The following is an 18,472-nucleotide window of genomic DNA, read 5'->3' on the forward strand; positions in this document are numbered from 1 at the left end:
ACGTGATCAGCATAGCGCTCGCGGCTATTGTGTCGAACCCGATACACAACCGACACGCCGCCAACAAGCGCCCGCGCTAGCCTCGCCAGCCGCAACACGTCCTTACATCAGCACTTCCCGCCTCACGGCAGGACGCCTATGCTGAAACCACCACCTCGCAGCCCATCTTTGTGGTTGGCGGCCTACTGGCAGATGAACAGCCCCATGCACAACACCCAGACCACCGTGACTGATGAGCAGAAAGACGACAAGCGCTGGAGCATCCGCGCGCTGATCGTCGATGACGATGTGCCGATCCGCGAGCTGATGATCGACTACCTCGCGCGTTTCAACATCCACGCCAGCGGCGTCACCGACGGCGCAGCCATGCGTCAGGCGATGCAGGCCGAGCATTTCGACGTGGTGGTGCTCGACCTGATGCTGCCCGGCGAAGACGGCCTGTCGCTGTGCCGCTGGCTGCGCGCCGAATCGGACATCCCGATCCTGATGCTCACCGCCCGCTGCGAACCCACCGACCGCATCATCGGCCTGGAACTGGGCGCCGATGACTACATGGCCAAACCGTTCGAACCTCGGGAACTGGTGGCGCGGATTCAGACTATCCTGCGTCGGGTACGCGATGACCGTACCGAACAGCGCGCCAACATTCGCTTCGACAACTGGCGCCTGAACAGCGTGCTGCGGCAGTTGATCGCCGACGATGGCCTGGTAGTGCCGCTGTCCAACGCCGAATTCCGCTTGCTCTGGGTCTTTATCGAACGCCCGCGCCGCGTACTCAGCCGCGAACAACTGCTGGATGCCGCCCGTGGCCGTTCGATCGAGGCGTTCGACCGCAGTATCGATTTGCTGGTGTCGCGCCTGCGGCAAAAACTTGGTGACGACCCGAAAGCCCCGCAGTTGATCAAAACCGTGCGCGGTGAAGGTTACCTGTTCGACGCGCGAGACATCGGCTGATGCGAGCGCGCTTCGACACGCTGTTCGGCCGCCTGTTTGGCATGCTGTTCGTGGCGATCGTCCTGGCGCACCTGCTGGCCTTTGCCTGGTTTCATCACTATGGGCCACCCCCACCGCCGCCCCCGCCGGAATTTGCCGAGGGCGTCGACGGCCAACGGCCACCGCCGGATCCGCGTTTCGCCCATCGCCCGCCGCGTCCGTGGTTCGGCGGGCCGCTGGTGCCGCTGACCTTCCAGTTCATCTCGCTGATGATCGCTGCGTGGTACGGCGCCAAACTGCTCAGCCGGCCGATCCAGCGCCTGAGCGATGCTGCCGAACGCCTCAGCGAAAACCTCGACAGCCCGCCGCTGGACGAGTCCGGCCCGCGTGAAGCCCGACAAGCCGCGAACACCTTCAACCTGATGCAACAACGCATTCGTGAACAGGTGCAGCAGCGAGCACGCATGCTCGGCGCCGTCTCCCACGACCTGCGCACTCCGCTGTCGCGGTTGAAGCTGCGCCTGGAACAGATCGACGACGAAAAACTGCAAGGTCAGATGCGCCAGGACCTTAACGACATGATCGGCATGCTCGACGCCACTCTCACCTACCTGCACGAACAGCGCACCAGCGAAGCGTTGCAGTTGATGGATGTGCAGGCGCTGGTCGAATCGTTGTGCGAGAACGCTCAGGATCAAGGTGCAGACGTTGAAGTCAGCGGCCATTGCGCACCGCTGCAGGTGCAGCCGATGGCGCTGCGCTCGTGCATCAACAACCTGATGGACAACGCACTGCGCTACGCCGGACAGGCACGCATCGAACTGCAGGATCAACGCGAGCAACTGCTGATCCGCGTGATCGACCACGGCCCGGGCATTGCCGAAGACAAGCGCGAGGCGGTGTTCGAACCGTTCTTTCGCCTGGAAGGCTCGCGCAACCGCAACTCCGGCGGCGTCGGCCTGGGCATGACCATCGCCCGTGAAGCGGCGCAGCGTCTGGGTGGTCAGTTGAATCTGGAAGAAACCCCGGGCGGCGGCCTGACCGCAATCATCCGCCTACCGCGCTCCTGAGAAACACACCTATCCCCCTGTGGGAGCGGGCTTGCTCGCGAAAGCGGTGTGTCAGTCGACTTCTGTGTTGAATGATCGGCCGCCTTCGCGAGCAAGCCCGCTCCCACAGGTTTCAGTGGTGTTCACTCCATCGTGTATACCCACCGGTACAAAGCCAAAACACCCAGGACATCTTGCCCATTGAGTCTGCACAAGCCGGTACACCCACCGGCTTTACAGTCCAAGGAGTGAGCCCATGATCGGTAGCGTCAGCAACTACACGAGCTATACCAGCACCAGCAGCACCCAGAACGCCCGCAGCCAACAACTGCAAAAGCAGCTGTTCGCCAAACTCGACAGCAACGGCGACGGCGCGGTGGATCAGGACGAACTGAAAAGTGCCCTGTCGCAGAAATCCGACGATGGCCTGCTGGTCAACCTGAGCAAGCAATTCGGTGATCTGGACAGCGACGCCAGCGGCAGCCTCAGCGCCGAAGAAATGACCGCGATGGCGCCTCCGCCGCCTCCGCAGGATCAAGCACCGAACACCGACCTCGCCGACGCCCTGATCAGCGCCCTCGACGCCGATGGCGGCGGCGCCATCAGCAGCGACGAACTGCGCAACGGCCTGACCAGCGCCGGCAGCAGCGCCGACAGCAACCAAATCTTCTCGGCCCTGGACAAGAACAAGGACGGCACCGTCAGCCAGGACGAACTCACCGCCAGCCTCACCCCACCACCTCCGCCCCCGCAACAAGCCTCCAGCGACGAACTGTTCAGCCAACTGGATGCCGATGGTGACGGCAGCATCAGCGAGACCGAACTGAGCAGCGCGTTGCAAAGCAGCGACAGCGCCTCGATGAGTAGCACTGATACCAGCGCTGCATTGCTCAAGGTACTGGACAGCGACAGCAGTGGCGGCGTGAGCAGCGACGAACTGAAAGCGGCGCTACAGGCAGGTCGGGAACGCCCGCCCGAAGATCAGACCACCAGTACCCAGACCACCAGCGAAGCGCTGAACCGGATGATTGCCAACTTGAGCAAGCAGTACTCGCTGGACAATGCTGCGCCGGTGGGCAAATACCTGAATGTGGCGACTTGAGTTGATGGGGTGATGAGTGATCGTTTCCATGCAGTGGTGTGGGAACGGTCATTTGGGTGTGGCCGTGAGAAGCTGGTTGCCTGATATGCCTCTTCGCGAGCAGGCTCACTCCTACAATTGGATGGAGTGCATTCAGTTGGAGATTGTTCGGCTATAAGGCCGCCTTCGCGAGCAAGCCCGCTCCCACAGTTGGATTGGGGGTGGTCAGTTGGAAATTGGTCGGCTGTCAGGCCGCCATCGCCAGCAGGCTGGCTCCCACAATTTTTAACTGTATGCACCGCACGCGGCGAAGCCGCCCCACTCAATGGCCGAGTGTCAGCTCGCCGAAAGCTCTTGATCTTGACCTACGGGCGACATCGGAAGGCTGAGTGGAGGGATTGATCCGGGGGTGGGAGCGCAGCGACCGTTTGGCGAAGCCAAACACAGCGAGAGGAGGTGCAGCGAAGCAAACCGTAGGCGCTGCGCCCGGATCAATCCCGGAGCGAAGGGACCCGGGAGTGTCATAAATTTTGTGTTCGGGCATAACATGTCGCAGAGGTGCATGTATGCCGACCAAAAAGAGACCGGCCCGAGAGGCCCAGCGTGACCTTCCTTCCATTCCCCAAGAGCTGATCGACCAGTTCGTCAGCGGCCCGATGAGTGCCGACGCTATTCAGGATGCCGCGATGGCGTTTAAGAAAGCGCTGATCGAGCGAGCCCTTGGCGCCGAGATGGGGCACCACCTTGGTTATCCTCAGGGCGCGGAGCGCCCTGAGGATTCGAGTAATCAGCGTAATGGCAGAAGCAGCAAGACCGTGCTGACCGAAGACGGCCCGTTGCGTCTGGATATTCCCAGAGACCGCGACGGCAGTTTCGCCCCGATCCTGATCCCCAAGCACGAGCGCCGTTTCACGGGTTTCGACGACAAAATCATCGCCATGTATGCCCGTGGCATGAGCGTTCGCGAGATTCGTGCTTTCCTCTCGGAACAGTACGGCACAGATGTCTCTCATGACTTCATCAGCTCCGTCACCGATGCGGTTCTGGAGGAAGTCAGTACCTGGCAGCAACGCCCGCTTGAGCCCATGTATCCGGTCATTTTCTTCGATGCTCTGCGGGTCAAGATCCGTGACGAAGGCGTGGTTCGCAATAAGGCCATCTACTTGGCTCTGGGCGTGCTGCCGGATGGGACCCGAGATATTTTGGGGATCTGGATCGAGAACACTGAAGGTGCCAAGTTCTGGATGAAGGTCTTCAATGACCTCAAAACCCGGGGCGTCGAAGACGTGCTGATCGCGGTAACTGACGGGCTCAAAGGTATGCCGGAGGCTTTGAGTGCGGTGTTTCCAGAGACAACGCTGCAGACATGCATCGTCCATTTGATCCGCAACAGCCTTGATTACGCGGCGTGGGACAAGCGCCGTGAACTGGCCAAGGCCCTTAAGCCGATTTCAAGCTCTCAATGCCGATGTCGCCGAACAGGCTCTGGACGCCTTCGAAGCGGGGCCGTGGGGCAAGCAGTATCCGACGATAGCGGCGGCTTGGAGACGCGCCTGGGAGCGGGTTATCCCATTTTTCGTGTTCCCCCCGCGATACGCAAAGTGATCTACACCACCAACGCGATCGAAAGCATCAATTCGCAGTTACGCAAGATCATCAAGACAAGAGGCCACTTTCCAACCGATGAGGCGGCGACAAAACTGATCTGGCTGGCGCTGAAAAACATCACCGCCAACTGGGGCAGCGCCGCCCATGACTGGAAAAGCGCCATGAATCAGTTTGCGGTTTTATATGGAGACCGATTCATCAGGCCGAACTGGTGAAATGAAGGCCTGCCTGACGGCAGGCCATTACCGGCCCGCACACAAAAAATCTGACACTCTCAGGGACCCCGAGCCCCAGCGAGCGGGCCGAACGTAGGAGCAAGCGTTTTGGGTTACTTTTTAGGCGTTTGTAAAAAGTGACTCGCCGTAAGGGCGAAACCGCCAGCCGCCACACCCAAACCAACGGATATGCCCACAACCCCAAAAAAGCCAAGGCGCCTAAACCCGAGCCTGACTCTTACTCCAATCCGTCAACAAACTATAGGCCACCGCCAACAACGTAGGCCCGATAAACAACCCGATAAACCCAAAAGCGATCAACCCGCCAAACACCCCAAGCAACACAATCACCAACGGCAGATTCCCCCCGCGGCTGATCAGATAAGGCTTCAACACGTTATCCACGCCACTGATGATGAACGTCCCCCAGATCCCGAGAAACACCGCCATCCCGTATTCACCTTTCCAGGCCAGCCAGGCCGTGGCCGGAATCCACACCAACGGTGGCCCCATCGGAATCAGACTCAACAGGAAGGTCACGATCCCCAGCACCAGCGCCCCCGGAACCCCGGCAATCAAAAACCCGACCAACGCCAGAACCGCCTGCGCCGCCGCCGTACCGATCACCCCGTTGACCACCCGCTGCACGGTGCCGGCCACCAGCTCGATGTAATACCCGGCACGCTCGCCGATCAGCCGCTGCAGCAGACCGTGAACAAACGCCGCCAAGCGCGGCCCGTCGCGATAGAAAAAGAACACGAAGACAATGCTCAAGGTCAGCTCGAGAATCCCGCCGCCGATCTGCGCACTGCGTGCCAACAGCCAGTTACCCACCTGCCCCAGATACGGCTTGATCGACACCATCAGCGCTGCGCCCTGCTGATCAATGCTGTTCCAGATACCCACCAGCCGCTCGCCCACCAACGGCACGCTGCCGAGCCAGACCGGCGCCTCCGGCAGACCATCGACCTGCACATCCTTGATGAACGCCGTGGCATCGCGCACGTGATCGGCCAGGTTGAACCCGAGCCACACCAGTGGCGCCGCCACCAGCAACATCCAGCCCAGGGTCAGAATAGCTGCGGCGAGTGATTCGCGGCCATTGAGCCAGCGGGTCAGCAGCCGCATCAGCGGCCAACTGGCGAACGCCAGCACCGCGCCCCAGAACAGCGCCGACCAGAACGGCGCCATCACCCACAGGCTGGCACCGAACAGCACCAGCAGGAGGATTTGCACCAACAGCCGATCGTTATTGAGCATGTACAGTCTCGAAGAAGTCAGTCGGTCAAAGAGTAGGCGAACACGCCGCGCGTGCACGCCCGATGCAGCTTACCGCAACAGATCGATGCGCAGGCCAGAGCCGTCGGCGCTCCCCGCCTCCATCCGTGCCGCCCGTACCCCCTGACCGATCAGCGCCTGACGCCAGGCCTCGGCCTTGGGTCCGGCAATCGTCACGCGTTGGGTGGTGTCGAGGTTCAAGCCACGGGAAATCAGTCGTAACCAGGTGTCATCCGGATCGCCGGTCAGCTTGGGGAAGTCCAGTTCACCGGTACTTTTGAGCTGTCGCAACAGCGTGGCCGAGGTCGGCAGCAACACGCCCAGCGGCGCGCCCGCTTCGAACTGTTCGACATGCAGGTAGGCTTTGCGATTGCCGCGGGTGATGCTGTAGAGCGCGACCAGGGTGTTGTCCTTCGGTGCGGCCAGACGCAACAGCAGATAGGCCTGTTGCTCATCGGCACCGTACAGCTTGGAGTTGCCGAACACTTCATTGGCCCACAGGCTGCTTTCGCCACAATCACGGGCCTGACACCAGAACAGCAACTCGGCGTCCTGCTTTTGCAGGGCTTCGCGGGCGGCGGTGAAGGCTTCGGTGGCGGAATGCTCAGGCGGCAACTCGTAGGTGACCGAAGTGGTCTGGCCGCGCGCCGTGACCTGACCGTCAAAGCGCAACTGGCCGCTGATCTTGCGGATCGAGCCCAGCGGATAGATCCGCTCAAGCTCCACAGGAGGGCGATAGTCGACGATCTGCGCATCGGCCAGACGCGGCACGATCTGCAAATCCTGGCTGCCGGGCACGTCGGCGGCGAACGAAACGGAACTGAAACAGCACAGCGCCAACAGACTGAGTGACCGCATAGTCAGGCTCATCGGATCGGCATGGCTTGGCGGGTCGGGGGCGCAGCGGTATAGAAATCCATCGTGTTTGTCTCCCATTTCAACCCGCCCAGCCTCGACAGTTGCCCGGTGCAAGTCAAGGAATGGCGAAGAAGCGATTGAAACAGTCTGCGACAAGGTCGGCACCGGACTCATCGTTCAGGTGCAAATGATGCCCGCCCGCCAGCTGTTCCTGGCTAAAGGGTAGCCGCTCCAGCAACTCCGGATGTTTGGCCAGCATGCCGTCGGCGGCCACCACCAGTTGCGCCGGACAGGTGATGCGCTGGACGAAAGCCATCGCCTGCTCCTGCGTCAGGCGCAACGGCGACGGCAGGGTCAGGCGATTGTCGGTGCGCCAGGTATAACCGCCGGGCACCGGCATCAGGCCGCGTTGCGCCAGCAGTTCGGCGGCTTCGCGACTGACCGCCACCAAGCCCTTCATCCGTGCTTCGATAGCGCGGTCGAGGGTGTTGTAGACCGGCTTGCGCTTTTCGCGCAGATCCAGTTGCGCCTGCAGGGCCATGCCCATGCGCTCGGCAGCATTTTCGCCTTTGTCCGTAGGAGGAATCACCCCGTCGATCAATGCCAGATGAGTGATGCGCTCTGGCAACGAGCCGGCCAGCACCAGCGAAACGATCGCGCCCATCGAATGCCCGAGCAGACCGAAGCGTTTCCAGCCCAGTTGCTCGGCGACCTGCAATACGTCATGGGCGTAGTCCCACAGCGCATAACCGGCGCCATTCGGTCGATGCCCGGAATGCCCATGCCCGGCCATGTCCAGGGCGATGATGCGCAAACCTTTGAGCTTGGGTGCCAGGCGCGCAAAGCTGTTGGCGTTGTCGAGCCAGCCATGCAGGGCAATCACCGGCAGACCGTCCTCGGGACCGAACAAGTGCGCCGCCAGTTCGATATGCGGCAGGCTCAGGCGCACTTCTTCGAAGGTCGGGTTCATGCGCAATCCTTCTGTTGGCGGCGCTCCCAGCGCGTAAACAGCTCTTTGAGCAGGCGCGCCGTGTCTTGCGGACGCTCGAGCGGGAACATGTGCCCGCCGGGCATGCTCAGCGCTTCACCCTGCGGCAGGCGCCCGACGAATCGGCTGTGATGACGCATGACCACGCGGCTCTTGTGGCCACGCACCACGGCCAGCGGCACCTGCAATTGGCGCGTGCGGCCCGGACTGGTGTGCGGCACGCCGCGATAGATACTGATTTCGGTGGCGGGGTCGAAGCGCAGACGCAGCTTGTCGCCGACCGCATGCAGCCCGTGTTGCAGGTAGGCATCGAAACATTCCGGATCGAAACCGCGAAACAGGGTCTTGCCGGCAAAATAGCTGCGCGCCGTGTCGAGATCGGCGAACTCTTCGCGCCGCCCCAACGTACGTCCGGCCGGGGTCAGTTTGTCGATGAAGCCGAAGCGCTTGGCCGCGCGGATCACCCACTGGTCTGTGCGAGTCAGCACCGGCGAGTCGAGCATGACCACGCCGCGATACAGCTCAGGGCAACGCAACGCCGCGTGCAGGTGCAACACACCGCCAAACGAATGGCCGACGCCCCACACCGGTTGATCCTGCTGCTGTAAATGGTGGATCAGTTCGTCGACCAGGTTGTACCAGTTGTCGTCCGCCGGGAAACGCGGGTCATGGGCATGCTGCTCCAGATGCGCGACCCGATACTCGGGCGCCAGCGCCGCGAACAACTTGCCATAGGTGCCCGAAGGAAACCCGTTGGCGTGGGCGAAAAAGATCGGTTGCGACATGCAGGTTTATCCATGAGCGGAAACATGCCGCTGATTGTCCGCAAGACCGCGCCCCGCAGCAATGACCGTAACTGCCAGGAATGATGACAGTCCGGACAGCATGATGGTGTTTCAGGGAGATCGCTTCCCCCTCACCCCAACCCTCTCCCCCAAGGGGGCGAGGGGGAAAGGGAGCTGATCTGCATGAATTTCAAAACCTGAACTCGGCTCGATAGCTCAGGTCGGCGCAACTCGAACATCCAGCCCGATCAGTCCCCTCTCCCCCCGGGAGAGGGTTAGGGTGAGGGCGGCTGCTCGCCCAATGGCACCACCGCCATGGTCAAACGCGACACACAACTGGCCTTGCCTTCATCGCTGGTCAGGCGGATGTCCCAGACATGCGTGGTGCGACCGATGTGAATCGGTTTGGCCACCGCGGTCACCCGCCCGCTGCGCAAACCGCGCAAATGGTTGGCATTGATCTCCAGCCCCACGCAGTAGAACTTGCTGGCATCGATGCACAGATAACTGGCCATCGAACCGACGGTTTCCGCCAGCACCACCGAGGCGCCGCCGTGCAGCAGACCGTAAGGCTGGTGGGTGCGGTGGTCGATGACCATGCTCGCCGTCAGCGATTCCTCGTCGAAGGACTCGAAACGGATATCCAGCACTTCGCCGATGGTGTTTTTCTGGATTGCGTTCAACTGCTCGATGTTCGGAGTGGTGCGCCACAAGCTCATCGCTGGCTTCCTTTGTTGTTTTGGTGGTCACTCAATCCTGCCACAGCACCGCCTCGCTGCGCGCGCTCCATTCTTCAAACCGCGCGCCGTAGGTGTCTTCAATGACGTTGCGCTTGATCTTCAAGGTCGGCGTGAGAAAACCGTTTTCCACCGCCCAGCTGTCCTTGACCACCACCAGCCGGCGCAGGCGCTCGTGTTTGTCGAGCACGGCGTTGACCTCTTCGAGCAGTTTTTCCAGGCTCGAATGCAGACTGGCCCGCCCTTCGTCCTGATTGACCGTCGAGAGCACGCACAAGCCCAGCGGCGCACTCAGGCCATCGCCGACAACACAGACCTGTTCGATCCGCGAGTGCACCGCCAGCCGGTTTTCAATCGGCGCCGGGGCGACGTATTTGCCTTTACTGGTCTTGAAGATTTCCTTGAGCCGGCCGGTCAGGCGCAAGCGCCCCTCGGCATCCTGCTCGCCCTTGTCGCCGGTACGCAGGAAGCCGTCCTCGGTGAGGGTCTCGGCGGTTTTCTGCGGCTCCTTGAAATAGCCGAGCATGTTCGCCTGACTGCGCACCTGCACCTCGCCGGACTCGTCGATCCGCACCTCAACCTCCGGGCACGGTTTGCCGATCCAGCCCTGTTTGTATTGGCCCGGCAGGCAGATGTGCGAATAGCCGCAACTCTCGGTCATGCCATAGACCTCCAGCACATCGAGGCCGAGTTTCTGATACCAACTGAGCAAGGTCTGCGGCACCGGTGCCGCGCCGGACAGGGCGACGCGCAAGGCATCAAGACCCAGGCCGGCCAGCACCTTGTGCCCGACCCGCTTGCCAAGGAACGGCAGGCCGAGCAGGAAATCCAGGCGTTTAGCCGGAATCTTGCCGTACACGCCCATCTGGAATTTGGTCCAGATCCGCGGCACGCCGAACATCGCCGTGGGCCGCGCCCGCTGCAGATCGGTGATGAAGGTGTCGAGGCTTTCGGCAAAGAACACGGTTTGCCCGGTGTAGATCGAGGCCAGCTCAACGAACATGCGTTCGGCGACATGGCACAGCGGCAGGTACGACAGCAGCCGGTCTTGCTCGTTAAGCCCGAACAGTTGCGTGCCGCGAGTCGTGGCGAACCCCAGATTGGCAAAACTGTGCATCACGCCTTTGGGCAACCCGGTGGTGCCGGAGGTGTAGATGATGGTTGCCAGTTGCTCGGCAGCAGGACGCGGGTTGTCCTGGATCGGCGAGCTTTTTTGCAGGTCATCCCAACTAAAATCGAACTCGCCGGGCGGGTGCAGCGGCAGGCTGATGGTCGGCAAATCCGCCGGTACACCGACCGACATGCCCGGCCAGTCATCAAGCTTGCCGATGAACGCCAGCACACTTTCCGAATGCGTCAGCACCTGATTCACCGAGTCGGCGGTCAGGTTGGGATACAGCGGCACCGAGACGTGCCCGGCCATCCAGATCGCCAGATCGGCAATGATCCAGTGCGCGCAGTTTTTCGAGATCAGCGCGATGTGGCTGCCCTGCGGTAATTCCCGCGCGCGCAGCCAATGCGCGGCACAACGCGCTTGATGACCGACGTCGGCCCAGGTCAGGGTCTCGACCTGCCCGCCACCGATGGGCTGCACCAGAAAACGCTGGCGCGGGTGCCGGGCCTCACGCTCGTAAAACATATCCAGCGGCAAACGGAAGGCGGCAGACATGCGACTCGCTCCTGTTTTTTGGGTCTGGAGCAAGCGTAGTCAACCAAGCAAGTGCTTGGTTGGAAAATTCAAACAAATAATTTCAACTGAAAATGAGGGCCCTGTGGGAGCGGGCTTGCTCGCGAATGCGGTCTATCAGTGACATTTACAGTGACTGACACAGCGCATTCGCGAGCAAGCCCGCTCCCACAAGGAATCAGCGTCAGGGGTGCTTGAGACTGTTGAGGGTCATCGAGCCGATCAGCAGCTCAGGGCTTTCCAGCTCGGCCAACCCCGCCGTACCGACCTTCTCCGGCGGATATCCGGCGCCATGCTGCAGATAGCTCAGCAGATTGCCCACCAACGGGTTGTGACTGACCAGCAGCACATCGCTCACCGACACCAGTTGATCGGCTACCTTGTCCGGATCGCTCTCCGGCGTCAGCCAGCCGACCGTGCGGATCTCCGGCTCGAACCCCAGCGCCTCGCGGACAATCTGTGCGGTCTGTTGCGCGCGCAGATAAGGGCTGGCGTAGATCGCCGTCAGTGGCTGGCCGATCAATTGCGCGGCGCTGCTCAACGCTTCTTTGCGACCGTGTTCGGTCAACGCCCGCTCGGAGTCAGGGCACGAGCCGTAAGGCACCGCCTCGCCGTGACGCAACACCCAGAGTTTCATAGCTTGGGTTCCTCATCGCGGGCCGGATGCGGCGCTGGCGGCACGGCGTGCGGTGCTTCGCCTTCCGGGGCACGCGGGGTTGGCCAGTCGGCAAACGGCCAGGGTTTCTGGTCGCTGTGAAAGCTGCCGAAGCGGCCGATCTGCGCGAGGAACTGGCTCAGGCTGTCGCCGAAATTCATCAGGCTGGCGCTCGGCGCGCCGTAAATCAAACGATAGATCAGTTGCACCAGCACCACGGCGCCGAGGATGAACTGCGCCACTTGCCAGACCAGCACGTAGACGATCATCCACAGCACCCGCAGGAGAATGGATTCGTACTTGGCTTCGGTTTTCGGATCGTTCATGGCTCGCTTCCTGTTGAATCAGTTGAAACCGCTGGTGGAAATAAAGTCGACGTCGGTTTTCGGTTCGGCACGCATCAGTAGACCGATCACCTGCTCCAGCGTGCGTCCTTCAAACAGAATCGCATGCAGCCCGGCGACCAGCGGCATGTACACGCCAACCTCCTGGGACTTGGCCTTGAGCACCTTCAGGGTGTTCACGCCTTCGGCGACTTCGCCCAGACGCGACACCGCTTCATCAAGGCTCAAGCCCTGACCGAGAGCAAACCCGACCTGGTAGTTGCGGCTCTTCGGCGACGAGCAGGTGACGATCAGATCACCGACCCCGGCCAGACCGAGGAAGGTCATCGGGTTGGCACCCTGGTTCACCGCGAACCGGGTCATCTCGGCCAGGGCGCGAGTGATCAGCATGCTCTTGGTGTTCTCGCCCATCTCCAGCGCCACCGCCATGCCGGCGATGATCGCGTAAACGTTTTTCAACGCCCCACCCAGCTCGACGCCGAAACGGTCAGCACTGGCGTAAACGCGGAAGGTGCGACCATGCAACGCAGCCTGTACCGCTTTGCAGAGTTCTTCGTCTTCGCTGGCGACCACGGTGGCGGTCAGCGCGTGTTCAGCGATCTCCCGCGCAAGGTTCGGCCCGGACAGCACGCCGATGCGCGCCTGCGGGGCGATCTCTTCGAGGATCTGGCTCATCAGTTTGAAGGTGTGGGCTTCGATGCCCTTGGTCAGGCTGACCAGCATCTTGCCGCTCAGGCGCTCGGCGTGGGCGGCCAGCACCGTGCGCAATGCGCTCGAGGGCAGCGCGACGAAGCACAGCTCGCAGGCGTCGAGGGTGGCCTGCAGGTCAGTGACCGCAGTCACTCCCGGCAGAATCTTGATGCCTTTGAGGTAACGCGGATTCTCGCGGTTGACCCGGATGGCCTCGGCCTGCTCGGGGTCACGCATCCACTGCCGGACTTGATGGCCGTTCTCGGCCAATAGATTGGCCACGGCGGTACCAAAACTTCCGCCTCCCAGGACCGCAATCGGGCGCTGTTCAGTCATATGCAATCCGTTAATCCATACCAGTGGCGATGCCGGCATTATACGGGGCGACCGGAGCGCGGCCAGCCCCTGCGTCAATTACCGACACTTGTAGGAAGAAGACCAATAAAGCCGAGGAAAATGCCCGCATCGTGACTGGAAAAGTCACTGTCCTCGGTTAACATGCGCGCCAATTCTTTGCGATCAAGGCCGTGCCGTGTCTTTTGGCTCTCCCCCCTCGCGTTCGTCACTGCTGCTGGCGCTGCTGTTCAGCCCGGTGTTGCAGGCGGACGACCTGTTTGTCGACAGCGAAACGCTGCCGCAGGTGCTGACGGCCACGCGCCTGAAACAGACGCCGGCGGAAGTGCCGGGGAGCATGACCGTCATCGACAGTGAGCTGATCAGTGCCAGTGGCGCGCGGGACATCAGCGAGTTGCTGCGACTGGTGCCGGGGATGATGGTCGGCAACATCAGCGGCAATCAGGCGGCGGTCAACTATCACGGAACCAACGCCAGCGAAGCGCGGCGCATGCAGGTGCTGATCGATGGCCGCTCGGTGTACCGCGCAGGCCTGGCCACGGTGGACTGGAGTGACATTCCGGTGGCCATGGAAGACATCGAGCGCATCGAGGTTTTCCGTGGGCCGAACACCGTCAGCTACGGCGCCAACGCGCTGATGGCGGTGGTCAACATCATCACCCGCAACCCGGCGGACAGCCACGGCACGCGCCTGAAGGTCACCCGAGGCCAGCGCGGCATCAACGACTTCTATGCCAGCCAGGGCACGGGGTGGAATGGCGGCGACCTGCGTTTGTCGCTGTCCGGCCAGGAAGACGATGGCTTCGACAGCGACCGTACCGGCGCCGATTACCGTGACAGCCGCCGCTTGAACCGCTTCAGCCTCGCCGTCAGCCAGACCCTGAGCGACAATCAGAGCCTCGACTGGCAGATCAACGCGAAGGACGGCAGCAACCAGCGGCCCTACACCTACCGCCCGGTGTTCTCGGGGATTACCGCTGCCGGGAACAATTCCGACGTGATCGCCAAGGATTACGCCGGCTCGGTGCGCTGGAATCTCGACATCAATCCCGAACACAGCCTTTATATACAGGGTTCGGCCCAGCACTGGGATCGCCAGCAAGTGTGGCGCGCTTGCGATGCCGAAGTGTCGTTCAGCCCGCAACTGACCCAGCTGTGGCAGCTCAACCCGAACTACACCGAACGCCTCGCACGCAATATCACCCGCTTCACCGGCCCTGGCGCCGCGCCGGGTACCCCGCAGGAAATGGCCCTGGCCAATCAGGTGCTGGATCAGTGGCGCAACGGTGCCAGCCAGACCTTGTGCGGAGACATCGATCAAAGCGCCCGCGAGTCGCGCTACGATCTCGAATTGCAGGACACCCTCAGCCTGTCCGACAGTCTGCGGCTGGTCAGCGGCCTGAACTATCGTTACGACCGGGCCGACTCCGAGACCTACTTCAACGGCACGCTGGACGACACCACCTGGCGCGCGTTCGGCCAACTGGAGTGGCGCGCCAGTGAACACTGGCTGTTGCAGGGTGGCGCCATGTTCGAAAACACCCAATTGATCGGCAGTTCGCTGACGCCGCTATTCGCCGTCAACTACCTGATCAACCCGCGCCATGGCCTGCGCGCGGTGTATTCGGAGGCGATCCGTTCGCCGGACATGTTCGAGAACAACGTCAACTGGAGCTATCAGGTGAGCAACCTGCGGCCCTCGGCCTACGGTCAGTCCTCGGCGCGCTACTTCGTCAAGACCCGTGGCCCGGGCAATCTCGATCAGGAACACATGCGCTCGCGCGAACTGGGCTACAACGGCTATTTCGCCGAGCTAGGGCTGGCCGTGGACGTGAAGCTGTTCTACGACGAAATCACCGGGATGATCAGCGAGCCGCTGCGCAACAACCAGTACATCGCCAGCAACGCCAACAGCTCACGCTTTCGCGGCACCGAAACCCAGCTCGACTGGCGCCTGAGCATGATCGATCGCCTGCGCTTCACTTACGCTTTCGTCGACGCCGAAGCGAGCAATCCGCTGGATCAGCAATTCACCTCGCGCAACAGCGGTTCTGCCGGCTGGCTGCGTGATTGGGGCCACGGCTGGAACAGCGCGCTGTTCTATTACGGCGACAACGCGCTCAACGGCTACCGCTTCGAGCGCGTCGACACGCGCATCGCCAAACGCATCCCGCTGGGCAAGGCACAACTGCAACTGGCCGGCGTGCTGCAGCAGCGGCTCGACAATGAACCGACCACTTTCGTCGACAACAATTACGACGAACGCCGGGTGCTGTACTTCAGCGCCGAGCTGGAGTTCTAGGGTGCGCTACGCCACGGCAAACAAGACGCCAACCCTTGGCCACTGGCTGGCGGGTGTCTGTCTGTTTTTGACCGCGTGGCTACACGGCGTGGCGGTGCAAGCCGCCGATATTCTGTTGACCGGCGCCGAAGAAAGCCCCGGGGTGCAAGCCTTCGTCCAGGCCCTGAGCGAGCTGCGTCCTACCGACAACGTGCGGTTCCAGCCGCTGGCCAGCCTGCCGGCGCCGGGCAAGTTGCCGAGCAATCTGCGGATGATTCTGCTCGACCTGCCCAGCCTCGACTGGCGCCTGCAGGAGCCCCAGGGCCCGGCGACGCTGGTGTTGCGCATCAGCCGATTGCAAGCGCGGCAACGCTTGGGTGGCGCACAACCGCCGCACTTGAGTCTGCTATGGAGCGATCCACCGCTGGGGCGGCAACTGCAACTGATTCGACGGATTCTGCCGCAGGTGCGGCGGGTCGGCGTGCTGTTCGACCAGCACAGCGAATTCCTGCTCAAGGAGCTGCACCAGGCAGCAGCGCCGCTGAATCTGCAAATCGTCAGCCAGCGTTGGGACAACACCCAGGACAGTCGCCCGTTACAAAGCGTGCTGAGAAACAGTGACGTGCTGCTGGGCCTCGACGATCCCGATCTGTACAACCCGAAAACCGCGAAAAACCTGTTGCTCAGCAGTTACTCCCGGCAAGTGGCGCTGGTCGGGCCGAACGCGGCGTTCGTGCGGGCCGGCAGCCTCGCCAGCACTTACAGCGATCAGCCCGACTGGCTGGCGATCCTTGACCGGTTACTTGATCGCCCGCCGGCGACGTGGCCGCGCACGCTCTACCCCGATCGTTTCAAGGTCTCAAGTAATGTGCAGGTCGCTCGTTCCCTCGGTATCGAGCCAATCGATGAAGCGTCTGTTGCCCGCCAGTTGGCTGAAGGAGAAAGCCACCCATGAATCTGCGTCGCCGCTGGGACATCAACACCCGCACGCAATTGATCAGCCTCGGCCCGGCCCTGCTGCTCACGCTGCTGCTGATCAGTTTCTTTACCTTCGTGCGGATTCAGGATTTACGGCAGGAGCTCAATCACACCGGGCAACTGATCGCCAACCAACTGGCGCCCGCCACCGAGTACGGGGTGATTTCCGGCAACAACGAAGTGCTGGAAAGCCTGCTCAAAGCGACCCTGGCCACACCGAACGTGCGCTTTCTGGAAGTGCAGGACAGCGCCAACCGGATTCTTGCCTACGTTGAACAAGCCGCCGACGCGCACAACCGCCCGCATCAGGTGGAGGTGTTCCAGGCCCCGGTGCGCCTGCAACGGATCGCCCTCAACAGCGATTTTTTCCACGACGCCAAAGCCAGCAACAATGTGACCAGCGAGGACTATCTGGGCCGGGTGATTGTCGGTCTGTCCAACGATGCCTTCAGTCAGCGCCAACAGGAAATTCTGCTCAAGGCCGGGATTCTGGCGTTGTTCGCCCTGCTCTTCACCTTTGTTCTGGCGCGGCGTCTGGCCGGCAGTCTGTCGGCGCCGATCCGCGATATCGGCAACGCGGTCAAGGCGATTCAGCAAGGCGATTACAAGACCCCACTGCCGATCGTCGATGACACCGAGTTGGGCGCCCTGTCGCAGCACATCAACAACCTCGCCCAGGCACTGGAGCAGGCCAGCCGCGAACAGCATCAAGCGATGGCGCAACTGATCCAGACCCGTGAAGAAGCGGAAAAGGCCAACAACGCCAAATCCGATTTTCTGGCGATGATGAGCCATGAATTGCGCACCCCGATGAACGGAGTGCTGGGCATGTTGCAGTTGCTGGAAACCACCGACATGACCGAGGAGCAGATCGAGTACGCGGCGCTGGCTTCCGAGTCCACCGAACACCTGCTGAAAGTCATCAACGACATTCTCGACTTCTCGCGGATCGAACGCTCGGAACTGGAGCTTGAGCACATTCCATTCAACCTCGCCGACCTGATCGGCGCTTGCGCCCAGTCGTTCCAGCACAGCGCGGTGCAGCGTGGCCTGGACCTGAATCTGCGGATCCCCGAGGACATGCGCGCCTTGCAGGTGCAGGGCGACCCGACGCGGATCCGGCAGATTCTGGTCAATCTGGTGGGCAACGCGTTGAAGTTCACCGAGCGTGGCCGGGTCAGCATCGAGGCACAGTGGCAGTCGCTGGATCACGAGTTGCTGTGGTTCACCTGTTCGGTGCGCGACAGTGGCATCGGTATCTCCTCGGAAAGCCTGGAGTTGATGTTCAATGCGTTCCAGCAGGCCGACAGTTCGATTTCCCGGCGCTATGGCGGCACCGGCCTCGGCTTGCCGATCGCCCGCACCCTGGCCGAACGCATGGGCGGGACGTTGCGCGCCCAAAGCGAAGAAGGCCTGGGGTCGGTGTTCACCCTGGAAATCCCGCTGGCCTTATATAAGCAGACGTTGCCGCAACTGGCGGCACCGCGTGCAGCCAATGGCAACGGGCATGGTGAGGGGCGCAATGTGTTGCTGGTGGAGGACAACCCGGTCAACCAGACGGTCATCGAAGCCATGCTGCGCAGCCTCGGCTTTACTGTCAGCGTCGCTACCGATGGCGCGCAAGCGGTGCGCAGCGCCGAAGGCAATGATTTCGAAGTGATTCTGATGGACTGCCGCCTGCCGATCATCGACGGCTACGAGGCGACCCGGCAGATCCGCCAACTGCCCGGACGCCGCGAGGTACCGATCATCGCGCTGACCGCCAACGCGTTGCAGGGCGACCGCGAAACTTGCCTTTCGGCGGGCATGAACGATTATCTGGCCAAGCCGTTCAAACGCAATGACCTACAACAGATTCTGCAGCGCTGGGTGCAGTAGTGACGGTTTTTCGACCATCTGCGACTGGCGTGAAAAGCGAAAGTGCGGCAGTCTTAGGCACCCGAACGAGCCT

Annotated in this window: 16 protein-coding genes; 7 read left to right on the forward strand and 9 right to left on the reverse strand. The window is 61.8% G+C overall.

The window, feature by feature from the left end; all coding sequences use genetic code 11:
• The first annotated feature begins 192 nt into the window (after nucleotides 1-192).
• The 4 genes from E3Z29_RS23695 (at nucleotide 193) to E3Z29_RS23715 (ending at nucleotide 4,886) form a co-directional block, all read left to right on the forward strand.
• Nucleotides 193-954, forward strand: a complete 762-nt coding sequence (locus E3Z29_RS23695) for a response regulator (protein WP_371260451.1) — start codon at nucleotides 193-195, stop codon at nucleotides 952-954.
• On the forward strand, nucleotides 954-2,003 hold the full coding sequence (locus E3Z29_RS23700) for a HAMP domain-containing sensor histidine kinase (RefSeq protein WP_134787089.1): 1,050 nt from the start codon (nucleotides 954-956) through the stop codon (nucleotides 2,001-2,003). Before E3Z29_RS23695 ends, E3Z29_RS23700 begins: the two co-directional genes overlap by 1 nt.
• A gap of 235 nt (nucleotides 2,004-2,238) precedes the next feature.
• Entirely contained in the window at nucleotides 2,239-3,084 is an 846-nt protein-coding gene (gene xopAW, locus E3Z29_RS23710) for an EF-hand domain-containing protein (protein WP_134787090.1), read from the forward strand.
• Nucleotides 3,085-3,629: 545 nt separating this feature from the next.
• Nucleotides 3,630-4,886 (forward strand): IS256 family transposase, encoded by a 1,257-nt coding sequence (locus E3Z29_RS23715; RefSeq protein ID WP_256662045.1) that lies wholly within the window; start codon nucleotides 3,630-3,632, stop codon nucleotides 4,884-4,886.
• 219 nt (nucleotides 4,887-5,105) lie between these two features.
• Here the strand turns inward: E3Z29_RS23715 and E3Z29_RS23720 are convergent, their stop codons facing one another.
• From E3Z29_RS23720 to E3Z29_RS23760, 9 genes are all read right to left on the reverse strand, one after another.
• Nucleotides 5,106-6,146: an AI-2E family transporter gene (locus tag E3Z29_RS23720; RefSeq protein ID WP_027612318.1), complete on the reverse strand. Its 1,041-nt coding sequence runs from the start codon at nucleotides 6,144-6,146 to the stop codon at nucleotides 5,106-5,108.
• 69 nt (nucleotides 6,147-6,215) lie between these two features.
• Nucleotides 6,216-7,022 carry a DUF4892 domain-containing protein gene (locus E3Z29_RS23725; RefSeq protein WP_103368735.1) on the reverse strand — a complete coding sequence of 269 codons (807 nt, stop codon included), beginning with the start codon at nucleotides 7,020-7,022 and terminating at the stop codon, nucleotides 6,216-6,218.
• 115 nt (nucleotides 7,023-7,137) lie between these two features.
• Nucleotides 7,138-7,992, reverse strand: a complete 855-nt coding sequence (locus E3Z29_RS23730; RefSeq protein WP_134787091.1) for an alpha/beta hydrolase — start codon at nucleotides 7,990-7,992, stop codon at nucleotides 7,138-7,140.
• Nucleotides 7,989-8,795: an alpha/beta fold hydrolase gene (locus tag E3Z29_RS23735; protein WP_134787092.1), complete on the reverse strand. Its 807-nt coding sequence runs from the start codon at nucleotides 8,793-8,795 to the stop codon at nucleotides 7,989-7,991. Before E3Z29_RS23735 ends, E3Z29_RS23730 begins: the two co-directional genes overlap by 4 nt.
• A gap of 275 nt (nucleotides 8,796-9,070) precedes the next feature.
• The gene (locus E3Z29_RS23740) at nucleotides 9,071-9,514 is read right to left on the reverse strand and encodes a hotdog fold thioesterase (protein WP_134787093.1); all 444 of its coding nucleotides are present in this window, start codon (nucleotides 9,512-9,514) and stop codon (nucleotides 9,071-9,073) included.
• A 31-nt stretch (nucleotides 9,515-9,545) separates the two neighbouring features.
• Nucleotides 9,546-11,201: an AMP-binding protein gene (locus E3Z29_RS23745; RefSeq protein ID WP_134787094.1), complete on the reverse strand. Its 1,656-nt coding sequence runs from the start codon at nucleotides 11,199-11,201 to the stop codon at nucleotides 9,546-9,548.
• A 202-nt stretch (nucleotides 11,202-11,403) separates the two neighbouring features.
• Entirely contained in the window at nucleotides 11,404-11,856 is a 453-nt protein-coding gene (sixA, locus tag E3Z29_RS23750; protein WP_134787095.1) for a phosphohistidine phosphatase SixA, read from the reverse strand.
• Complete coding sequence (locus E3Z29_RS23755; protein ID WP_007968953.1) at nucleotides 11,853-12,200, reverse strand: DUF4389 domain-containing protein; 348 nt, start codon at nucleotides 12,198-12,200, stop codon at nucleotides 11,853-11,855. The genes sixA and E3Z29_RS23755 overlap by 4 nt, the downstream gene beginning before the upstream one ends.
• Before the next feature lie 18 nt (nucleotides 12,201-12,218).
• Nucleotides 12,219-13,244: an NAD(P)H-dependent glycerol-3-phosphate dehydrogenase gene (locus E3Z29_RS23760; RefSeq protein ID WP_027612311.1), complete on the reverse strand. Its 1,026-nt coding sequence runs from the start codon at nucleotides 13,242-13,244 to the stop codon at nucleotides 12,219-12,221.
• 196 nt (nucleotides 13,245-13,440) lie between these two features.
• Here E3Z29_RS23760 and E3Z29_RS23765 point away from each other — a divergent pair, with 196 nt between their 5' ends.
• From E3Z29_RS23765 to E3Z29_RS23775, 3 genes are read left to right on the forward strand one after another with little or no spacing between them, the layout of a single operon-like run.
• Nucleotides 13,441-15,564, forward strand: coding sequence for a TonB-dependent siderophore receptor (locus tag E3Z29_RS23765; protein WP_134787096.1), 2,124 nt, complete (start codon nucleotides 13,441-13,443; stop codon nucleotides 15,562-15,564).
• A 1-nt stretch (nucleotide 15,565) separates the two neighbouring features.
• Nucleotides 15,566-16,498 carry an ABC transporter substrate-binding protein gene (locus E3Z29_RS23770; RefSeq protein ID WP_134787097.1) on the forward strand — a complete coding sequence of 311 codons (933 nt, stop codon included), beginning with the start codon at nucleotides 15,566-15,568 and terminating at the stop codon, nucleotides 16,496-16,498.
• Nucleotides 16,495-18,399 (forward strand): response regulator, encoded by a 1,905-nt coding sequence (locus tag E3Z29_RS23775; protein WP_134787098.1) that lies wholly within the window; start codon nucleotides 16,495-16,497, stop codon nucleotides 18,397-18,399. Before E3Z29_RS23770 ends, E3Z29_RS23775 begins: the two co-directional genes overlap by 4 nt.
• Nucleotides 18,400-18,472: the final 73 nt, after the last annotated feature.

The sequence above is a fragment of the Pseudomonas sp. S150 genome (assembly GCF_004526365.1).
GTDB lineage: Bacteria > Pseudomonadota > Gammaproteobacteria > Pseudomonadales > Pseudomonadaceae > Aquipseudomonas > Aquipseudomonas putida_A.

Bases quoted from the DNA above. Each gene is read 5' to 3' on its own strand.
- E3Z29_RS23695 (WP_371260451.1), top strand. From the start codon at position 193: ATGAACAGCCCCATGCACAACACCCAGACCACCGTGACTGATGAGCAG.
- E3Z29_RS23700 (WP_134787089.1), top strand. From the start codon at position 954: ATGCGAGCGCGCTTCGACACGCTGTTCGGCCGCCTGTTTGGCATGCTG.
- xopAW (WP_134787090.1), top strand. From the start codon at position 2,239: ATGATCGGTAGCGTCAGCAACTACACGAGCTATACCAGCACCAGCAGC.
- E3Z29_RS23715 (WP_256662045.1), top strand. From the start codon at position 3,630: ATGCCGACCAAAAAGAGACCGGCCCGAGAGGCCCAGCGTGACCTTCCT.
- E3Z29_RS23720 (WP_027612318.1), bottom strand. From the start codon at position 6,146: ATGCTCAATAACGATCGGCTGTTGGTGCAAATCCTCCTGCTGGTGCTG.
- E3Z29_RS23725 (WP_103368735.1), bottom strand. From the start codon at position 7,022: ATGCGGTCACTCAGTCTGTTGGCGCTGTGCTGTTTCAGTTCCGTTTCG.
- E3Z29_RS23730 (WP_134787091.1), bottom strand. From the start codon at position 7,992: ATGAACCCGACCTTCGAAGAAGTGCGCCTGAGCCTGCCGCATATCGAA.
- E3Z29_RS23735 (WP_134787092.1), bottom strand. From the start codon at position 8,795: ATGTCGCAACCGATCTTTTTCGCCCACGCCAACGGGTTTCCTTCGGGC.
- E3Z29_RS23740 (WP_134787093.1), bottom strand. From the start codon at position 9,514: ATGAGCTTGTGGCGCACCACTCCGAACATCGAGCAGTTGAACGCAATC.
- E3Z29_RS23745 (WP_134787094.1), bottom strand. From the start codon at position 11,201: ATGTCTGCCGCCTTCCGTTTGCCGCTGGATATGTTTTACGAGCGTGAG.
- sixA (WP_134787095.1), bottom strand. From the start codon at position 11,856: ATGAAACTCTGGGTGTTGCGTCACGGCGAGGCGGTGCCTTACGGCTCG.
- E3Z29_RS23755 (WP_007968953.1), bottom strand. From the start codon at position 12,200: ATGAACGATCCGAAAACCGAAGCCAAGTACGAATCCATTCTCCTGCGG.
- E3Z29_RS23760 (WP_027612311.1), bottom strand. From the start codon at position 13,244: ATGACTGAACAGCGCCCGATTGCGGTCCTGGGAGGCGGAAGTTTTGGT.
- E3Z29_RS23775 (WP_134787098.1), top strand. From the start codon at position 16,495: ATGAATCTGCGTCGCCGCTGGGACATCAACACCCGCACGCAATTGATC.